Annotated in this window: 14 protein-coding genes; 6 read left to right on the top strand and 8 right to left on the bottom strand. The window is 70.6% G+C overall.

Translation table 11 applies throughout. The features are described 5' to 3' along the window. Nucleotides 1-8: 8 nt before the first annotated feature. From QRN49_RS09385 to QRN49_RS09360, 6 genes are all read right to left on the bottom strand, one after another. Entirely contained in the window at nucleotides 9-881 is an 873-nt protein-coding gene (locus QRN49_RS09385) for an alpha/beta fold hydrolase (RefSeq protein ID WP_284755308.1), read from the bottom strand. Next, nucleotides 878-2,674, bottom strand: a complete 1,797-nt coding sequence (locus tag QRN49_RS09380) for an ABC transporter ATP-binding protein (protein ID WP_284755306.1) — start codon at nucleotides 2,672-2,674, stop codon at nucleotides 878-880. The genes QRN49_RS09385 and QRN49_RS09380 overlap by 4 nt, the downstream gene beginning before the upstream one ends. Continuing rightward, nucleotides 2,671-3,621: an ABC transporter permease gene (locus tag QRN49_RS09375; RefSeq protein WP_111224784.1), complete on the bottom strand. Its 951-nt coding sequence runs from the start codon at nucleotides 3,619-3,621 to the stop codon at nucleotides 2,671-2,673. Before QRN49_RS09375 ends, QRN49_RS09380 begins: the two co-directional genes overlap by 4 nt. Further along, the gene (locus QRN49_RS09370) at nucleotides 3,618-4,598 is read right to left on the bottom strand and encodes an ABC transporter permease (RefSeq protein ID WP_017886395.1); all 981 of its coding nucleotides are present in this window, start codon (nucleotides 4,596-4,598) and stop codon (nucleotides 3,618-3,620) included. The genes QRN49_RS09375 and QRN49_RS09370 overlap by 4 nt, the downstream gene beginning before the upstream one ends. Then, entirely contained in the window at nucleotides 4,595-6,337 is a 1,743-nt protein-coding gene (locus tag QRN49_RS09365) for an ABC transporter substrate-binding protein (protein WP_246521061.1), read from the bottom strand. The genes QRN49_RS09370 and QRN49_RS09365 overlap by 4 nt, the downstream gene beginning before the upstream one ends. Before the next feature lie 252 nt (nucleotides 6,338-6,589). Continuing rightward, on the bottom strand, nucleotides 6,590-7,690 hold the full coding sequence (locus QRN49_RS09360; protein ID WP_071250632.1) for a LacI family DNA-binding transcriptional regulator: 1,101 nt from the start codon (nucleotides 7,688-7,690) through the stop codon (nucleotides 6,590-6,592). 228 nt (nucleotides 7,691-7,918) lie between these two features. On the opposite strand from QRN49_RS09360, the gene QRN49_RS09355 reads away from it, so the two are divergent. Next, nucleotides 7,919-8,068: a hypothetical protein gene (locus tag QRN49_RS09355; protein WP_155896754.1), complete on the top strand. Its 150-nt coding sequence runs from the start codon at nucleotides 7,919-7,921 to the stop codon at nucleotides 8,066-8,068. Between the two features lie 87 nt (nucleotides 8,069-8,155). Here the strand turns inward: QRN49_RS09355 and QRN49_RS09350 are convergent, their stop codons facing one another. Then, complete coding sequence (locus QRN49_RS09350; protein WP_231564062.1) at nucleotides 8,156-8,857, bottom strand: GntR family transcriptional regulator; 702 nt, start codon at nucleotides 8,855-8,857, stop codon at nucleotides 8,156-8,158. Between the two features lie 98 nt (nucleotides 8,858-8,955). On the opposite strand from QRN49_RS09350, the gene QRN49_RS09345 reads away from it, so the two are divergent. Next, nucleotides 8,956-10,167, top strand: coding sequence for an MFS transporter (locus tag QRN49_RS09345; protein ID WP_042538641.1), 1,212 nt, complete (start codon nucleotides 8,956-8,958; stop codon nucleotides 10,165-10,167). A gap of 137 nt (nucleotides 10,168-10,304) precedes the next feature. On the opposite strand, the gene QRN49_RS09340 is transcribed toward QRN49_RS09345, so the two are convergent. Next, nucleotides 10,305-11,468 (bottom strand): baeRF2 domain-containing protein, encoded by a 1,164-nt coding sequence (locus QRN49_RS09340; RefSeq protein ID WP_284755298.1) that lies wholly within the window; start codon nucleotides 11,466-11,468, stop codon nucleotides 10,305-10,307. A gap of 231 nt (nucleotides 11,469-11,699) precedes the next feature. On the opposite strand from QRN49_RS09340, the gene QRN49_RS09335 reads away from it, so the two are divergent. From QRN49_RS09335 to QRN49_RS09320, 4 genes are read left to right on the top strand one after another with little or no spacing between them, the layout of a single operon-like run. Beyond that, entirely contained in the window at nucleotides 11,700-13,058 is a 1,359-nt protein-coding gene (locus tag QRN49_RS09335; RefSeq protein WP_111224779.1) for an extracellular solute-binding protein, read from the top strand. Next, a complete protein-coding gene (locus tag QRN49_RS09330; RefSeq protein WP_056069609.1) occupies nucleotides 13,055-14,170 on the top strand; it encodes a carbohydrate ABC transporter permease in 1,116 nt (371 codons plus the stop codon). The genes QRN49_RS09335 and QRN49_RS09330 overlap by 4 nt, the downstream gene beginning before the upstream one ends. Continuing rightward, entirely contained in the window at nucleotides 14,167-15,102 is a 936-nt protein-coding gene (locus tag QRN49_RS09325; protein ID WP_027464914.1) for a carbohydrate ABC transporter permease, read from the top strand. The genes QRN49_RS09330 and QRN49_RS09325 overlap by 4 nt, the downstream gene beginning before the upstream one ends. Then, entirely contained in the window at nucleotides 15,099-18,143 is a 3,045-nt protein-coding gene (locus tag QRN49_RS09320; RefSeq protein WP_284755294.1) for a glycoside hydrolase family 2 TIM barrel-domain containing protein, read from the top strand. Before QRN49_RS09325 ends, QRN49_RS09320 begins: the two co-directional genes overlap by 4 nt. Nucleotides 18,144-18,215 lie beyond the last annotated feature (72 nt).

Here is an 18,215-nt window from a genome sequence, read left to right as displayed (position 1 = left end):
GGTGCCTTTCAGTGCTGTGACAAGAATGCGTCGAAGACGGCGACCGTCCCGAGCGGGTTCTCGACCTGGGGGCCGTGGTAGCTCGCGGGGATGACGACGTACTCGGCGCCGGTCTGCTCGGCCATCGCCCGCTGCCACGGGATCGGCCAGGCGTTGTCCCACTCGCCGTGGGCGACGAGGACCGGCAGGCCCGTGGCGCGCAGGGCGTCGGAGGCGTCGGTGTGGTCCTCGAGGATGTGGCCACCGGCGACGACGCTGAGCGGGCTCGTCGCGTCGAAGCGGTCTCGGACCATCCGGACGTCGTCGGGCAGCGCCTCGTCGGGCCGGTACGCCCAGAGCGGGTTCGTCGAGTCGAACAGCTGCCGGAGGTTCCCCCCGGTGTCGTGCAGGATCGTCAGCTCGGCGACCTTGCGGTACGGCCACCCGTGCGGACCGGAGCAGAACTGCACGACGTCGCGGAACGCCGTCGGGTCCTGGAGCGCGGCTGCCCGGACGATCACACCGCCGAGCGAGTGCCCGACCAGGTGCACGGGGGCGCCGTCGTCGAGCAGGCGCGCGACCCGGACGACGTCGGCGGCTTCTTCGTCGAGGGAGTAGTCCCGCGGTTCGGTCGGGGCGGCCGAGTCGGCCTGACCACGCCGGCTGATCGCGACCGCGGTCCAGCCCGCGTCGCGGAGGACGGGCAGGAAGGTCCGCCAGTCCTCCTTCGAGCCGGTGTAGCCGGGGACGATGAGCACGGTGCCCTTCGACACCCCTTCGGGCACGATCCGGTAGGCCGTGAGCCGCCCGACCGGGACGTCGATCCCGACGACGTCGACGCCGTCCGGGGTGGGCAGGTGCCCGAACGGCGGGACCGTCGGGAAGTCGTGCAGGTTCGTCATGCGCGCAGGGTCCTCCGCGGGTTGGGAACAGCGTCGAGGAGGGCGATCGTGTACGGGTCCTGCGGGTCCTGCAGCACCTGGGCCGTGTGCCCCCGCTCGACCACGGCGCCCTCGTGGAGCACCATGATGTCGTCCGTGATGAGCCGCGCACTCAGCAGGTCGTGCGTGATGTAGAGGAGCGAGACGCCCCACTGCTCGCGGAGGTCCTCGAGCAGTGCGAGCACACCGGCGCGCAACGTCACGTCGAGCATCGAGACCGGCTCGTCGGCGATGATCACCTGCGGGTCGCTCGCGAGCGCCCGGGCGATCACCACGCGCTGCCGCTGCCCGCCGGAGAGCTGGTGCGGGAGCTTCTGGGCGAACTGCTCGACCGGGGTGAGGCCGACGGTCTCGAGCATCTCGAGCACCCGGCGGCGGGCATCACGGCCGCGCAGCCCGGTGTAGTTCGCGATCGGCCGGGACAGCGTGTACTCGACCGTGTGCAGTGGGTTGAGCGCCGAGTACGGGTCCTGGAACACCATCTGCACCTCGGAGCGGAGGTCCCGCAGGCCGCGCTTGCCGAGGCGGGCGACGTCGAGGTCCCCGAACCGGACCGTGCCGGTGGTCGGCTTCTCGACGCCGGTGAGCAGCTTCGCGATGGTCGACTTGCCCGAACCGGACTGGCCGACCAGGGCGAGCGACTGCCCGGGCTCGAGGGTGAACGACACGTCGCGCACGGCCTGCACCGGCTGCTCACCGCGTCGGGGAGCCGGGTAGGTCTTCACGATGTGGTCGACGACGATCGGGTTGCGGGCGGCACTGCGCTCGCGGGATCCGACGGTGCTGAACGACGAGGTCGTCTCCTGCCGCTTCTCGCCGGCCTCGGCGCGGAGCGAGCGGTCCGGGAAGCCCGGCAGCGACACCACCTCGGCGCGGGGGTCGGCGTAGTGCGACAGGAGCATCTGCGTGTACTCGTCCTGCGGGTCGCGGAGGATCTCGCGGGAGCCGCCGTCCTCGACGATCCGGCCCTCGTGCATGACGAGGACGCGCTCGGTGGCCTCGAGGACGATGCCGAGGTCGTGGCTGATCAGGATCGCCGTGAAGCCCTCGGTGCGCTGGAGCTCGATGATGGTGTCCATCACGGCGTGCTGCACGAGCACGTCGAGCGCCGTCGTCGGCTCGTCGAACACCATGAGCTGGGGCTCGAGCGAGAGCGCCAGGGCGATGGAGACGCGCTGCCGCATGCCGCCGGAGAGCTCCCCGGGGAACCGGGCGAGCATCGACGTCGGCAGCTTCACCTTCTCGATGAGCTCCTTCATCCGGGCGTCCCAGCGGTCGCGCGACACGTGGCCGTGCGCCTTGAAGACGTCGATGAAGTGGTTCCGGATGGTGCGCACCGGGTTGAGCGCGTTCATGCCGGACTGCAGCACCATGGCGAAGCCGCCCTGCCGCTGCTGGCGCAGGGCTTCGTCGTCGAGGTCGCGGACGTCCTTGCCCGCGAAGACGATGCTGCCGCCGTTCGTGCGCGCCGGCGGCTTCTGCAGCCGGGTCAGCGCGTAGCCGAGCGTCGACTTGCCGGAACCGGACTCGCCGACCAGGCCGACGAACTCGCCCTTCTTGAGCTGGAACGACACGTGGTCGACGGCTTGGACGGCCGTCTGGCCGGCCGATTCGTAGACGACCGACAGGTCGCGGACGTCGAGCAGGACGGAGGCGTCGCCCTGGACGTCGCCACTGTCGGACTGGAGGCCCGTGGCGGCGCCGGTGGGCGCCTCCAGGCCGTCTGCCGGGTGCGTTTCTGGCAAGCCGCTCATGCGCGCTTCTCCTTACGGGGCCGTGCGCCGTCGCGCAGCCGCGGGTTGGACACGGCGTCGACGCCGAAGTTGATCAGGGTGAGGCTCATCGCGAGGAGTGCGATGCAGAGACCCGGCGCGAAGAGCAGGATCCACTGCCCGGTGAGCAGCGCGTTCGAGTTCTGCGCCCAGTACAGGATCGTGCCCCAGCTGACGATCGACGAGTCGCCGAGTCCGAGGAACTCGAGGCCCGCCTCGGCGAGGATGGCGCTGGTGGCGGCCCCGAAGAAGCTGCCGACGATGAGGCTCGTCATGTTCGGCAGGATCTCGCGGAACACGATGCGGGTCGCGCCCTCGCCGGAGAACTGGGCGGCGGTGACGAAGTCCCGGCCGCGCAGCGACTGCGTCTGCGAGCGGAGCACACGAGCACCCCATGCCCAACCGGTCACGACGATGACCGCGATGATCACCGCGATGCCGCCGTTCTGCAGGTAGGCGGCGATGACGATCATCAGGGGCAGACCCGGGATGACGAGGAACAGGTTCACGATGAACCCGATGACCTCGGCGATCCAGCCGCGGACGTAGCCCCAGCTGAGGCCGATCGCGACGGCGACGAGCGTGGACAGGATGCCCGCGACCGCGCCGACCATGACCGAGATGCGGGCGCCGTAGATGATCTGGGACAGGACGTCCTCGCCGGCGGCGGTGGTGCCCATCCAGTGGTCGGGCGTCGCGTCGGCGGACCGGGCGAAGCCGTTCTGGCTGGCACCGTACGGGGCCAGGAGCGGGGCGAAGATCGCCACGAACACGAAGACGCCGAGGATGATGATGCCGATCCGGGCCTTCTTGTTCGACCAGACGACGCCGAACTGGCGGGCGGCGGCGCGGAGCTTGCTCGGCGCCTGGGCTGCTTCTTCTTGCGTGCGGACTGCGACTGTGGCGTCCGGGGTGGTGGTGTTGGTCATCGACGCGTCCTCGGGTCCAGAACGCCGTACATGACGTCCACGATGAAGTTGGCGATGAGCACCGACACGGTGATCATCAGGAAGAGGGCCTGCATGAGCGGGTAGTCCTGCCCGATCACGGCGTTGAACAGCAGGTAGCCGATGCCCGGGTAGCCGAAGACCTGCTCGACCAGGACGGAACCGCCGACCACGCCACCGAGCGCCAGACCGAAGCCGGTCAGGTTCGGCAGGATCGCGTTGCGGGCCGCGTAGCGGATGGCGACGGTGCGCCCGCGGAGGCCGTTGGCCTCGGCGAAGGTCACGTAGTCGTCACCGAGCGTGTTGATCATCGCGTTGCGCATGCCGATGATCCAGCCGCCGAGGCTCGTCACCAGGATCGTGACCGCCGGCAGCACCGCGTGCTGCAGTGCATCGCCGAAGAACGCACCGTTCAGGCCCGGCGTCGTCGTGGCCGAGTAGGCGCCCGTGGTCGGGAACCAGTGCAGCACGTAGCCGAGGAAGAACAGCAGCAGCAGGGCGGTCCAGAAGTACGGGAACGTCGACATGAAGCTGCCCGACAGGGTGGGCAGCGAGTCGAGCCAGGTGCCGCGCTTCCACGCCGCCGCGACACCGATCAGGGTGCCGAGGACGAACGCCAGGATCGTGACGACCCCGACGAGGATCAGCGTGTAGGGCAGGGCCTTCGACACGAGGTCACCGACGGGCTGCGGGTAGAACGTGTAGCTCGTGCCGAAGTCGAGGGTGATGACCTGGTGCAGGTAGCTGACGTACTGGTCCCAGAGGTTGCCGGTCGGCACCCCGAGCTGGGCCTCGATGGCCTTCTTTGTGGCGTCGGTGACCGGGCCGTTCTGGCTGAGCTTCGCGAGTGCGGCGTCGGCCGGGCTGCCGGGCATCAGGCGCGGGAGCACGAAGTTCAGCGTGACCGCTGCCCAGAGGGTCAGGACGAAGAGGACGAGTTTCTGGAGGATGTACTTCACTTCTGGTCCTCCTGCTGCGCGGCGTTCTGCTCCTGCAGGATCTGCTTGCCGGCGGCGCTGTCGCGGAGCCGGAGCTTGGTGAAGATGAGCAGCGGAGCCGAGTCGTAGTTCTGCGGTGCCATGTAGGGGTCCTTCGCGCTCGGCCAGCCGACGAACTTGCCGGTGTTGAACAGGCCCCAGAGCCCGCCGTAGTACATGCCGATGACGGGGAGCTCGTCGTACACGGTCTGCTGCAGCTGGTCGAGGATCTCCTGCTGCTTCGCGGTGTCCGTCGTCGCCTTGTACTCGTCGAGGAGCTTCTGGGTGTCGGCGTTCTTGTACCGCTCGTAGTTGTTGACCGTCGACTTGCCGACGGGCTGGTAGAACTCGCTGCTGAGCAGGGAGTTGAACGCCTGGTAGACGTCACCGTTGCCCATGCCGCCCATCGCCATGTCGAACGTGCCGTTGTTGATGTTCTGCTGGTACCCGGCGGGCTGCGGCGCCTGGATCGTCACCTTGATGCCGATGGCCGTCAGTTCGCGGCGGACCTCCTGCGCGGCGCGGAGCCAGTCGGAGTAGCCGTTCGCGGTCATGATCGTGATCGCGAGCTGCTTGCCGTCCTTGACGACCTTGCCGCCCTGCACGGTGTAGCCGGACTTCTCGAGGCTGGCGAGCGCCGCCTTCGTGTCCTGCGTGATCATGCCCTTGTCGGGGATGTCCGGGTTGAGGTAGCGCTCCTGGTTCGGCAGGATCAGGCCGGTCTGGCCCGCCGCCGACAGGTTGCCCTCGGACGCGGTCTCGGCGATGGCGTCACGGTCCAGCGCGAGCGAGATGCCCCGGCGGACGTTGACGTCGTTGTACGGCGCCTTCGTGAGGTTCGGGATGAGGCCGATCACACCGCCGGCCGGGAACCACCACTCGTTCGTCTTCGACGCAGCACCCCAGGTGCCCTTGACGTCGGAGATGAACGAGTACGCCCAGTCGTAGCCGCGCGTGACGGTGTCGAGCTGCGTGTTCGTCGCCGGCAGGATGAGGTGCTTGATGGCGATCTTGTCGGCCTGCCAGTACTTCGGGTTCTTGTTCATCGAGTACTGCTGGTCGGTGTAGTTGCCGAGGACGAACGGACCGGTGCCGACCGGGTTCGGGTCGCGCCAGGTCGTCGGGTCCTTCACGCCGCCCCAGTGGTCCTCGCCCAGGATGTACGTCTGCCCGATGATCGTCAGGCTCGGGACGTCCTCGCTCTTGAGGTGGAAGACGACGTGGTCGCCGTCCTGCTCGATGCTCTTGATGTGCTGCCACGCGCCCTTGACGTCCATGGCGGGGAACTTCTTGAGCAGGTCGAAGGTGAAGACGACGTCCTTCGCGCTGAACGGCGACCCGTCGGACCACTCGACACCCGAGCGGATCGTCATGTCGATCGTCTTCGCGTCGGGCTGGCTCCACGCGCTGGCGAGCCACGGGTTGCGCTTGCCGTCGAGGGGGTTCACCTCGATGAGGGGCTCGTACATCCACTTGGAGGCCGTGCGCGCGTTCGCGATGTACGGGTTGAAGTTGCGGTCGAACAGCGGGTTGCCGCGGTCCGCGTTGATGAGCATCGTGTCCTTGCCGATGGTGGGATCGGGTTCGGAGCGGACCTGGATGCTGCAGCCGGTGGCCACGAGGGCCACTGCGGCGAGGCCGGCGATGGCCGCGACGAGGCGGCCTCGGCGGCGGGGGCCTGGGTCACGCGTGCCGCGCGTGCGCTGTGGGGGAAGCGTCATTGCTCGGTCGACCTCCATGTCGATTCGGTACGTGCTCAATGTATGCGCTTACATCGCACCGTGCAACTGCGGGTGTTGTTTCGCGGGGCGGCACGGTGCGAGGTGTCGTCGGCGCGGGAGGTCGCACGGTGCGAGGGGCGTCGCGCGTGGTGCGAGGTTCCGTCCGTGGTGCGAGGTCGCGAGGCTCGCACCGAACACGGAACCTCGCACCACACGCCCCTCGCACGGTGCGGCCTCGCGACGGCACGCACGCTACAGCGCGGGTGGGCAGCTCTCGCGCAGCAGCACCTCGACGGGCAGGCGCACGGCGCGCGGCGGCCCCTCGCGACGTTCGAGCCGGTCGACGATCGCCAGGACCGCAGCACGCCCGAGCGCCCCCATCGGCTGGTGCACCGTCGTCAGGCGCGGCGACGAGAACCGACCGGCGTCGATGCCGTCGAACCCGGTCACGACGAGGTCCTCGGGCACGCGGAGCCCCCGGGCAGCGGCGGCGTCGAGCACCCCGAGGGCGGACTGGTCGTTCGAGCAGACGACGGCGCGCGGGACGTCGTCGGCCAGCAGTGACACCGCGAGTTCCCGCGCCCGGGCCCGGCCGAAGTCGCCGTGCACGGTGCGCACCGCCGAGGCCGGCACCCCGTGGTCGGCCAGCGCCGCGCGGAACCCCGCCGAGCGCTCCATGTCGTCGGGCGAGTCGATGGGACCCGCGACGTAGGCGAGTGACCGGATCCCCAGGCGCCCGATGACGTGCGACGCGAGGGTCCGCATGCCCGCGGCGTTGTCCACGCTCACCGAGTCGAACCCGTGCGAGCGCCGGTCGTCGGCGAGCACCACGACGGGGATTCGTCGGGCGACGTGCTCGAGCAGGTCGTCGGGCACGGTCTGCGCCAGCACGGCGAGCCCGTCGACCCGGCCGGCGACGTCGTTCACGATGACGTCGCGCGACGAGCCCCGCCCGGCGGCGACCATGAGCGCGAGCCCCCGCTGCCAGGCCTCGGTCTCGGCGCCGCGCAGGACCTCGTCGAAGTACAGGTTGGACGAGAACGGCTGCGTCACGTGACGCCGGTCGTCGACCACGCGGACGCCACCGTCGGTGACCAGGTCCGGCCGCTCGTCGGGCACCACGTCGAACCCGGGCAGCAGCAGTCCGACGACGCCGGTGCGCTTGCCGGCGAGGGCCCGGGCGTTGCCGGACGGGACGTAGCCGAGGCTCCGGATCGCCGCCTGCACGCGGTCCCGGGTGCCCTCGCGGACGGCGTCGGGCGTGCGGAGCACGCGCGAGACGGTGGCGATGGAGACGCCGGCTGCAGACGCAACGTCGTAGACCGTGGGAGGTGCGGTGCGCTGGTCGGCCAACCCGTGCCTCCCCTTCGACGTCCGCTGGTGCCGCGCCTCGCGCTGTGCGGCCGGACCATCCTAGGCATGCCGTGTGCCGGGAGTTCTCCACACGGTGCCGGAAACGCTTGCGGGACAGCGGGGGTCGCGCGACACTGTTCCGACCTCAGTACGTCCCGTGAGGAAGCGCACCAGCGGGCCGCGTGCCCGCACCGATCAGGTTGCCCACACACAGGGGAAGGACACGACATGTCACAGTCGACACGTTCCGGGAGCAAGCTCGCACTCCGCGCGAGCCACGACGAGGCCGAGGTGCGCGACGCGCTGCTCGAACGCACGGATTCGATCCGCACGTTCGACGACCTCGACGCACCGCAGGAGACGACGGACCTGCGCTAGCGGCTCGCGCCCGGCCTCCCCCCCCCCCCCCCGGACACGGCCAGGAGGCCCGGGCAGCGCCCGCAGACCGCTCACGTCCGCGCGCACTCAGCGCTCGGTCGCGCCCACGATCGTCATGCCTGCCCCGCGCAGGCGTCGGCGCTCCTGCGCGATCCAGCTGAGGAGCCGGTCGTTCGTGCCGGCGACGTGCGCGGCGACGAGTTCCGCTGCGCGGTCCGCGTCCCCGTCGCGCACGGCGTCGATGATGGCGCTGTGCTCGTCCCAGGCGGCGTCGCGTGCCTCGGGCGTGCGGACCTCGATCCAGCGCGTGCGCTCGAGCCGCGTCAGGGCATCGGCGATGGCGTCGGTGACGAACCGGTTGCCACCGAGCGCGGCGAGGTCGAGGTGGAACGTCGACCCCATGCGGATGCCGGCCTGCTGGTCGGGGGTCGGCTGGAGCGCGTCGAGGTGCCCGCGGACCTCGGCCAACTGCTCCGGCGTGGCACGCTGGACGGCCAACCGGACGGCAGCGGGCTCGAGGATGCCGCGGAGCTCGGCGAGCGAGGCGATCTCGTCGAGGTCGATCGGGGTGACCGTCCACGAACGACCCTCGTGCAGGATGAGCCCCTCGCGCTCGAGCCGCGACAGTGCGGCGCGGACCGGCGTGCGTGAGGCGTGGAACCGTGCCTCGAGCCCGCGCTCCGAGATGCGCTCCCCCGGTGCGATGTCGAGGGTCAGGATGGCTGCGCGCAGGTTGTCGTAGAGCTGGGCCGTCTGCGACACGGGCGCGGCGTCGGTCGTGTCGGTCACGGCGGACAAGCCTAGCGGCGCGACGGCGGGAATGGTATACCGTTCTGGTATACCAATCCGTTCCGCGATGGAACGACGACGAACGGCCGAGACGACCCATGCCCACGACCGACGCCCCGCAGCGATCCACCACGACGCCGCCGGTCTCCGCCCGCGCCTGGACGATGCTCGCCCTCGGGGTCGCGGCCCAGGCGGCGGGGACGCTCGTCGTGTCCGCGCCGGCGCTCCTCATCCCCCACCTGCTCAGCCGCGGCACGTCCCTGCCGGCCGCCGGGCTGCTCGCCGCCGCCCCGACCTTCGGCATGGTGCTGACGCTCATCGCCTGGGGCGCGATCACCGACCGGTTCGGCGAGCGCGTCGTCATCGCCGGCGGACTCGTGCTCACCACGCTGGCCGTGGTGGGCGCCTGGCTCGCTGCGGGCGACCCGGTGCTGCTCGGGTTGGCGTTCCTGGCCGGCGGCATGACGAGCGCCTCGACGAACGCCGCGAGTGGTCGGGTCGTGGTGGGGTGGTTCCCGAAGGAGCGCCGGGGACTCGCGATGGGCATCCGGCAGATGTCGCAGCCGCTCGGGGTGACGCTCGCGGCGGTCACGGTGCCGCAGCTCGCCGAGGGCTCCGGGATCCGCGCGGCCCTGGTCCTGCCGATCGTGCTGTGCGCGGTGCTCGCCGTCTGCTGCGCGATCGGGATCACCGACCCGCCACGCCCTGCCCGGGCCACGGTGGCGACGACGGCGACCGCGAACCCCTACCGGTCCAGCGGGTTCCTGTGGCGGGTGCACGCGGTCTCGGTCCTGCTCGTGGTGCCGCAGTTCACCCTGTCGACGTACGGGCTCGTCTGGCTCGTGGGCCTCGGCTGGTCGACGCCGGCGGCCGGGCTGCTCGTCGGCGCCGCGCAGTTCGTCGGGGCGATCGGCCGGATCCTGGTCGGTGGCTGGAGCGACCGGGCCGGATCGCGCGTCGGCCCCCTGCGCATCGTCGCGGTGAGCGCCGCGGTGGTGATGGCGGTGCTCGCGGTCGTCGACGCGACGCACCTGGCCGGGGCTGCGGTGTTCCTGGTGCTCGCGACGAGCGTGACGGTCGCCGACAACGGGCTGGCGTACACGTCGGTCGCCGAGGCGGCGGGGCCGTTCTGGTCCGGCCGGGCGCTCGGGGCGCAGAACACCGGGCAGTTCATCGCGGCGAGCGCCGTCGGTCCGGGCATCGGGGCGCTGGTCGGTGCGCTCGGGTTCGCGGCGTCGTTCGGCATCGTGGCGGTGCTCCCGCTGCTCGCGGTCCCGCTGGTGCCCCGACGCGACCGTTCGCACGACTGACCGTTCGCCCCGTTCGTTCCTTCCCAGGTCACGTGCGATGCACTGCAGGAACGGGCGTACCTGGTCGAAAGATCTGACCGGGTACGCCCGTTCCGACCGGGTACGCCCGTTTCGACCTGGTCAGCTCGTGCCCAGGCTCACGCGGGGACCACGGGCCCGACCGGCCAGCGGAGCAGCGCAGCCGCGGGGGCGCCTCCGGGCAGGGACGCCGCGTTGACGAGCACGAGCTCGGCGTCCGTCAGGACCGACGCACGGACGAGCGCGCACACGGCGGGGACCGCTGCGATGACCGGCACACCCGCAGCCTGCTCCGGCGCAGTGGCCACCCAGGGTGCACCCGCAAGGGCGAGCAGCGTCCGGTCCCCGACGGCGACGGCGTCGAGCGCGACCGTGGCGCCCTGCGCCTGCTGGAGCGCCTCGACGACCGGCCCGAGTCCGGTCACGACCTGGTTGTCGCCGCGGCCGACGTGGGTCCGCAGGGCGTCCTCGAGGTCGTGGCGACGGGTGGCGACGACACGGGCGAGTGCGGTCTCGACGTGTTCGACGAAGGCCTGCTTCGACCCGGTGTCGGCACGAGGGTCGCCCGGGAACACCGACACGAGCGTCCGGGTCTCCGTCGACAGCGCCTTCACCAGCAGCTCCCGGGCGGTGACGTCCCCCGCGACGACGACCAGCCCGGGGCGGATCGTCCGCACGGCCTCGTCGACGGCGGCCGCGGTCTCGGACGAGTTCTGCTTCCAGATCTCCTCGGTGTGCTGCTGCCAGTGCGGCTGCTTCCACCCGGTGCCGGCCTTCGCGTAGTGCAGGGTGTCGTTCCGCCCCCGGACCTGCTGCTCGGTCGTGTCCTCTGCGACCGGCGCGTGCCCGAGGCGGTAGGCGCGGAACGCCCCGCCCTCCTTCCCGGCGTGGACCACCAGGAACGGCAGGTCGACAGGCCGGTGCGCGACGAGCGGCACGAGGTCCGGCACCGCGCCGACCCCGACCGACTCGGGACCGTGCAGTGTGCCGGGCAGCACCTCGCTCAGCACGACCATGTCGTCGTGCACGAGGACGTACCGGGTGACGGGAGACGGGACGCCCGACTCCTGCTCGAACTCGGCCGCGACCAGGTCGACGACGACGTCACCGGCGCCCTGCGCCCGGAGCGCTTCCTCGACCGCCCGGAGCTTCAACGCGGCCTGGCGTCGGGGGTCCTCGACGTTGCCGGAGACGTCGGCGTACGCCCAGGCCCAGGTGCCTCCGCCCTCCAGCCGCTCTCCCAGGATCCGGTGCAGTTCGCTCGTCGCGTTGGTCGACGTCATGGCAGCTCCTCTCGGACGGATGCCGGAGCCGACGAGCCCCGGCGCTCTCACGTGCGACCACACTCCACCCGACGACCTGATCCCGTCCGCAGTCGTGAGGGAACACCCAGGCGGCCCTGAGCCGGCCTCGACCCCGCATCCACGGCAACGAGTCGGCCACGAAACCACACCGGCGTTCGGTTCTGTGGTTGGGTGTGGGCAACCCCGATCAACGACGAACGGAGTGCGGCAATGGCGCCACGACCACGACCCATCACGAGACGACACCTGTTGGGCTTCGGCCTCGGCACCGCGGCGGCGGGACTCCTCGCCGGCTGTGCGGTCCCGGGCTCGACCAACGTCAACAAGGCGGCCCTCGTGCCCGCCGCGGCCTCGGGTGAGACCGTCCAGCTCACCTACTGGGCCTGGCTCAAGGACCTGCAGAAGGTCTGCGACGTCTGGAACAGGACGCATCCGGACATCCAGGTGTCGGCGAACTGGATCCCCGGCGGCAACAGCGGCGGGTACCAGAAGATGTACTCCGCGCTCGCGGCCGGCGGCGGCCCGGACATCGGGCAGGTCGAGCTCCGGCAGATCCCCGAGTTCATGCTCGCGAACGGCCTGGTCGACCTGGCCCGGTACGGCGCGAAGGACTTCGAGTCGAAGTACGACGAGGCCGCGTGGGCGCAGGTGTCGTTCGTCGACGGCATCTACGGCATCCCGCAGGACACCGGCCCGATGGGGTTCTACTACCAGACCGCGATCCTCGAGCAGGCCGGCGGTGAACCCCCGACGACGTGGGACGAGTGGCGTGACCTGGCCGACAAGGTCCGGAGCACCGGGAAGCAGAACTACCTCGAGGTGTTCCCGGTCGCCGACGCGTCGCCGTTCGCCGCGTACGCACAGCAGGCCGGCGCGCGCTGGTTCAAGGTCGACGGCGACGAGTGGGTCGTCGACATGACCGACGACAAGACCCTGATGGTCGCGGACTTCTTCGACGGCGTGATCGACGACAAGCTCGTCGACACGAGCGCCGGTGCCTACTCCCCCGGGTGGTACGCCGCGGCCGCGAGCGGCAAGATCGCCGCGGTCACGAGCGCGAGCTGGGGGGACGCCCTGATCGAGTCGGTGCAGGGCGGCGAGGGCAAGTGGAAGGTCGCCCCGATGCAGAAGTGGGGCGCCGACGGCTTCGGCTCGAGCGCCATCGGCGGTTCGACGGCCGCGGTGCTGGCGAACGCGAAGCACCCGAAGGAGGCGCTCGAGTTCATCACGTGGATGACCACCTCGAAGGAGGGCATCGACGCCATGATCAAGTACTGCGGCATCGGCTGGTCGCCCGCCGTCGACTACATCGGGGCGCAGCGCGAGAAGCCGTCGAAGTGGTTCTCCGGCCAGAACTACAACGAGGACGTCTTCGTGCCGGCTTCGAAGGAACAGAACATCGACTGGTCGTGGTCCCCGGTGACCCAGTCGGCCTTCACCAGCCTGCAGAACCAGTTCCGCCGCAAGCTCACCTCGGGCCTGAAGCTCAGTGACGCGGTGGAGCTCGCACAGCGGGAGATCGTCCAGTCCTTCAAGGACAAGGGCCTCAGCGTCAGGACGGCACGATGACCCAGCAGACCACCACCAGGCAGTCCACCGGCCGACCGGCCGGCGGCACCCCCGCGTTCCGCACCAGCACGAAGGCCACGAGCGCGCAGAAGCGTGCCCCGTGGATCCTGCTCGCCCCGTTCCTGGCCCTGTTCCTGCTGACGTTCGTCATCCCGATCATCAGCGCCCTGTTCCAGTCGTTCACCACCGTCGACCGCGAGGGCCTGTTCGGTGAGGACGGCGTGGTCGGCCGGTTCGCCGGGTTCGACAACTACGCGATCGCCCTGCAGGACAGCGGGTTCGTCGCCTCGATCGGCCGCATGCTGCTGTTCGGCATCGTCCAGGTCCCGGTGATGATCATCGCCTGCACGATCCTCGCGCTGTTGCTCGAGTCGGCGAGCGCCCGCTGGCCGGGCTTCTTCCGGGCGATCTACTTCATGCCCTACGGCGTCCCCGGCGTCATCGCCACGATCCTGTGGTCGTTCCTGTACGTGCCCGGCCTGTCGCCGATCGTGTCGCTGCTGCAGTCGATGGGGCTGCAGCCGGACTTCCTCGGCGCCAACAGCGTGCTGTGGTCGATCGCGAACATCGTCACGTGGACGTACACCGGCTACAACATGCTCATCATCGTGGCGCAGCTGAAGTCCATCCCCGGCGAGGTCTACGAGGCCGCCAAGGTCGACGGTGCGAACGCGTTCCAGGTCGCGTGGCGGATCCAGATCCCGCTCATCGCACCGGCCCTGGTGCTCACGACGGTGTTCTCGATCATCGGCACCCTGCAGCTCTTCGCGGAGCCGCAGATCCTGTCGACCGTGGCCCCGGCGATCGACACCGAGTACACGCCGAACTACGCCGCCTACACGAACGCGTTCGCGTTCAACGAGTACGGCGTCGCGAGTGCGCAGGCGGTCATCATCGCGCTGGCCGCGTTCATCCTGTCGTTCACGTTCCTCGCGCTGACGAACCGACCGCCCAAGGACGAACGCGACCGACGCAAGCGCGCACGGCGCGACGGCCGGGAGGCCCGCACCGCGCTCCAGACGCGCGCTGCGGCGGGCAGCACGGTCACCACCCAAGCCGACCCGGGCCTCCAGGCCGGTCGCGTCGCGACCACCGAAGGGACTGACCGATGACCAGTGAAGCCATCGAAGCGCCGGCCACGGCGAAGACCGCCGTCCCCGTGGACACCACGTCGATCTCGGCGCACCAGCGCCGCAAGCTCGACCGGTCGCCGCGCTCGCAGATCGTGGTGACGGGCATCCTCGTCGTCGTCGCGCTGTACTTCATCGTCCCGCTGTACTGGGTCGTCATCGCCGCGACGAAGACCACGGGCGCGCTGTTCTCGACCAACGGGTTCTGGTTCGGCGGCGAGTTCGCGCTCTGGAGCAACCTGCAGCAGGTGTTCACCTACGACGGTGGCATCTTCGTCCGGTGGATCGCGAACAGCATCCTGTACTCCGGCGTCGGTGCGGTCCTGGCGACCTACTTCGCCGCGGCCGGCGGGTACGCGCTGGCGAAGTACGACTTCCGGGGACGACAGTTCGTGTTCGGCACGATCCTCGGCGGCGTGCTCGTGCCGGGGACCGCGACGGCACTGCCGCTGTTCCTGCTGTTCTCGTCGATGGGACTGACGGACACGTACTGGAGCGTGCTCATCCCGAGCCTGGTGTCACCGTTCGGGCTGTTCCTGTGCCGGGTGTACGCCGCCGCGTCGGTGGACACCACCCTGCTCGAACAGGCACGCATCGACGGGGCCGGCGAACTGCGGATCTTCCACACCGTGGTGCTCCGGCAGATGACCCCGGCGCTCGTCACCGTGTTCCTGTTCCAAGTGGTCGGGATCTGGAACAACTTCTTCCTGCCGCTCATCATGCTGGCAGACCAGAAGCTGTACCCGATAACACTGGGTCTGAACAACTGGCGCTCGCAGGTCGACCGCCTGCCGGAGTTCTACCAGCTCACCACCGGCGGGGTGCTCGTCTCGGTCATCCCGCTCGTCATCGCCATCATCGTCCTCCAGCGCTTCTGGCGTGGAGGCCTCACGGAAGGATCGGTCAAGGGTTGACCCACTCCGCACTCTCGTCCACCGCACCCGGCTCCGACTCGCGGCTGGCACCCCGTGCCTGGCTGCACACCGACGCCCCGTCCCTGTCGCTGAACGGGGACTGGCGGTTCCGGTGGTCGCCCGTCGCCTCGGTCTCCGAGGACTTCGCGACCGAGGGTGGGGAGGACGACGACCCGGCCTGGGGTGAGCTCCCGGTGCCGTCGCACTGGGTGCTGCACGGGCACGGCGCTCCGAGCTACACGAACCTGCAGTACCCGTTCCCGATCGACCCGCCGCACCCGCCGGAGGAGAACCCGACCGGTGACCACCGTCGCACGTTCGAGCTGCCGTCGTCGTTCGACGGTGCCGGCCGGGTGCTGCTGCGGTTCGACGGGGTCGAGTCGCACTTCCGGGTGTGGCTGAACGGGACGCTCGTGGGGTGGTCGACGGGCTCGCGCCTGGCGACCGAGTTCGACGTCACCGAACTGGTGCGCCCGGGGGCGAACGAGCTCGCGGTCCGGGTGCACCAGTGGTCAGCGGCGTCCTACCTGGAGGACCAGGACCAGTGGTGGCTGCCCGGCATCTTCCGCGACGTCACCCTGCTCGCCCGGCCCACGGCGCCGATCGACGACGTGTTCGTCCAGGCCGGTTGGCGAGCGACGCTCGGCACGGCTGCCTCGGCGGGCACCGCGGCGTCGGGACGGCCGGAGACGGGGACCGGCACGATCACGTTCCCGACGCTCGACGCGGTGTTCCCGGTGCGGTTCGCGGTGCCCGACCTGGGCGTCGACGTGACCTGGGCCACGGCGGACGACGTCGCGCCGATCGAGGTCGAGGGCGTCGAACCGTGGAGTGCCGAGCTGCCGAAGCTGTACGACGCGACGCTGTCGACCGGTTCCGCGGCGGGCGGCTCGGGCGGTGTCGCCGGTGGCGAGGTCGTCTCGCTCCGGCTGGGGTTCCGTACCGTGTCGATCGTCGGCGACCGGTTCCTGGTGAACGGCGAGCGCGTGGTGTTCCACGGCGTGAACCGGCACGAGACCCACCCCGTGCGCGGCCGGGTGTTCGACGAGGAGCACGCCCGCGCCGACATGGCGCTGATGAAGCGGAACAACGTCAACGCCATCCGCACCTCGCACTACCCGCCGCACCCCCGCGTGCTCGACCTGGCCGACGAGCTCGGGTTCTGGGTGATCCTGGAGTGCGACCTGGAGACCCACGGGTTCCTGTTCACCGACTGGGTCGGCAACCCCTCGGACGACCCGGCGTGGGCCGACGCCTACCTCGACCGCATCGCCCGCACCGTCGAGCGCGACAAGAACCACGCGTCGATCGTGATGTGGTCGCTCGGCAACGAGTCCGGCACCGGCCGGAACCTCGCGGCGATGTCGCAGTGGGTGCACGATCGCGACGCCGAGCGCCCCGTGCACTACGAGGGCGACTACACGGGCGAGTACACCGACGTCTACTCGCGGATGTACCCGACGCTGCAGGAGACCGAGTCGATCGGCGGCGGCACCCCGACGCCCCTGCTCGGCTGCGGCCCGGCCGAGGCGGCACGACAGCGCTCGAAGCCCTTCATCCACTGCGAGTACGTGCACGCGATGGGCAACGGCCCCGGGCAGATCGCTGAGTACGAGGCCCTGGTCGACCGGTACCCGCGGCTGCACGGCGGGTTCGTGTGGGAGTGGCGGGACCACGGCCTGCTCGCGAAGACGCCCACGGGCCAGGACTACTACGCGTACGGCGGGGACTTCGGCGAGGTCGTGCACGACGGCAACTTCGTGATGGACGGCCTGGTGCTGCCCGACGACACCCCGACGCCGGGGCTCGCCGAGTTCGCCGCCGTCGTGGCCCCGATCCGCCTGGCGGTCTCGGACACCACGGTGCTGGTCGAGAACCGGTACCACTCGGCCTCGACCGCCGGGCTCCGGCTGTGCTGGACCCTGTCGCGGAACGGCGTCGTCGAGGCCTCGGGGCGCCTGTCCACGGGCATCGTCGCCGCTCGGGAGTCGGCGACGGTCCCGGTGCCCGCGGAGGTGCTCGACGCGGCCACGTCCGAACTCGCACCCGGCGACGAGCTCTGGTTCGACCTGACCGTGGAACTGGCGGGGCCGACCGCGTGGGCGGACACCGGCCACGTCGTCGCACGCACCCAGCGGCTCGTCGCGGCGCGCGCGGCGGACGCACCACGGGCCTCCCGGCAGGGGTGGGACGGCGACCACCTGGGTGACGGCACCTTCAGTGCCCGCGGCGACCTGGTGTCCTGGAAGGGCCACGAGGTCGCCGGGCCCCGCCTGGAGCTCTGGCGTGCACCGACGGACAACGACAGCCTGGCGTCACAGGGCGGCTACGAGACCGCGGACCCGGTGCTCACGCACGGGGTCGGCGACCCGACCGCTCCCCCGTCGGCGACGCGCTGGCGCGACCGAGGGCTGGACCGGCTGACGCACCGGCTGGTGTCGGTGTCGCGCACCGACTCCGGTCTGGAGCAGCGGGTGCGCGTCGCGGCGGCGAACAGCGGGTGGGGCCTCGAGGTCACCCACCGCTGGACCCTGACGTCCGACGGGCTCGTGCTGCAGACCGACGCCGTGCCGTTCGGCGCGTGGGACGTCACGTGGCCGCGGATCGGGGTGCGGTTCGACCTGCCGGCATCGCTGGCGGACGGGGACGCGACCTGGTTCGGGACCGGACCGCTGGAGTCGTACGCCGATTCCTCGCACGCTGCCCGTGTCGGCCGGTTCACCGCGCCGGTGCGCTCGCTCGGGGTGGAGTACTCGCGGCCACAGGAGACCGGGCACCGGCCCGACCTGCGGGAGCTGTCCGTCGGGCCGTTCACGGTGTCGACGGTCGGGTCGCACCGTGCGGGGTTCACCCTGTCGCCGTGGACCGCGCAGCAGATCGACCGTGCCGAGCACCCGTACGAGCTGCCTATGTCGGACCACCTGTACCTGTACCTCGACGCCGCGCAGCACGGGCTCGGCAGCCGGGCGTGCGGGCTCGACGTGCTGCCGGAGCACCAGCTCTGGCCGCAGGCGTTCAGTTGGAGCGTGCTGCTGGGCTAGGCGGGGTCGGCTCACCCGGAACCAGGTTCCGGACACAGCACCGCGCATCGGCGTGGTTCCGTGTCCGGAACC

This window comes from Curtobacterium sp. ME-Dv--P-122a (assembly GCF_030209645.1).
Classification (GTDB): domain Bacteria; phylum Actinomycetota; class Actinomycetes; order Actinomycetales; family Microbacteriaceae; genus Curtobacterium; species Curtobacterium flaccumfaciens.
The sequence above is the reverse complement of the archived record's forward strand: the minus strand, read 5'-3'. Positions and strand labels throughout refer to the sequence as shown.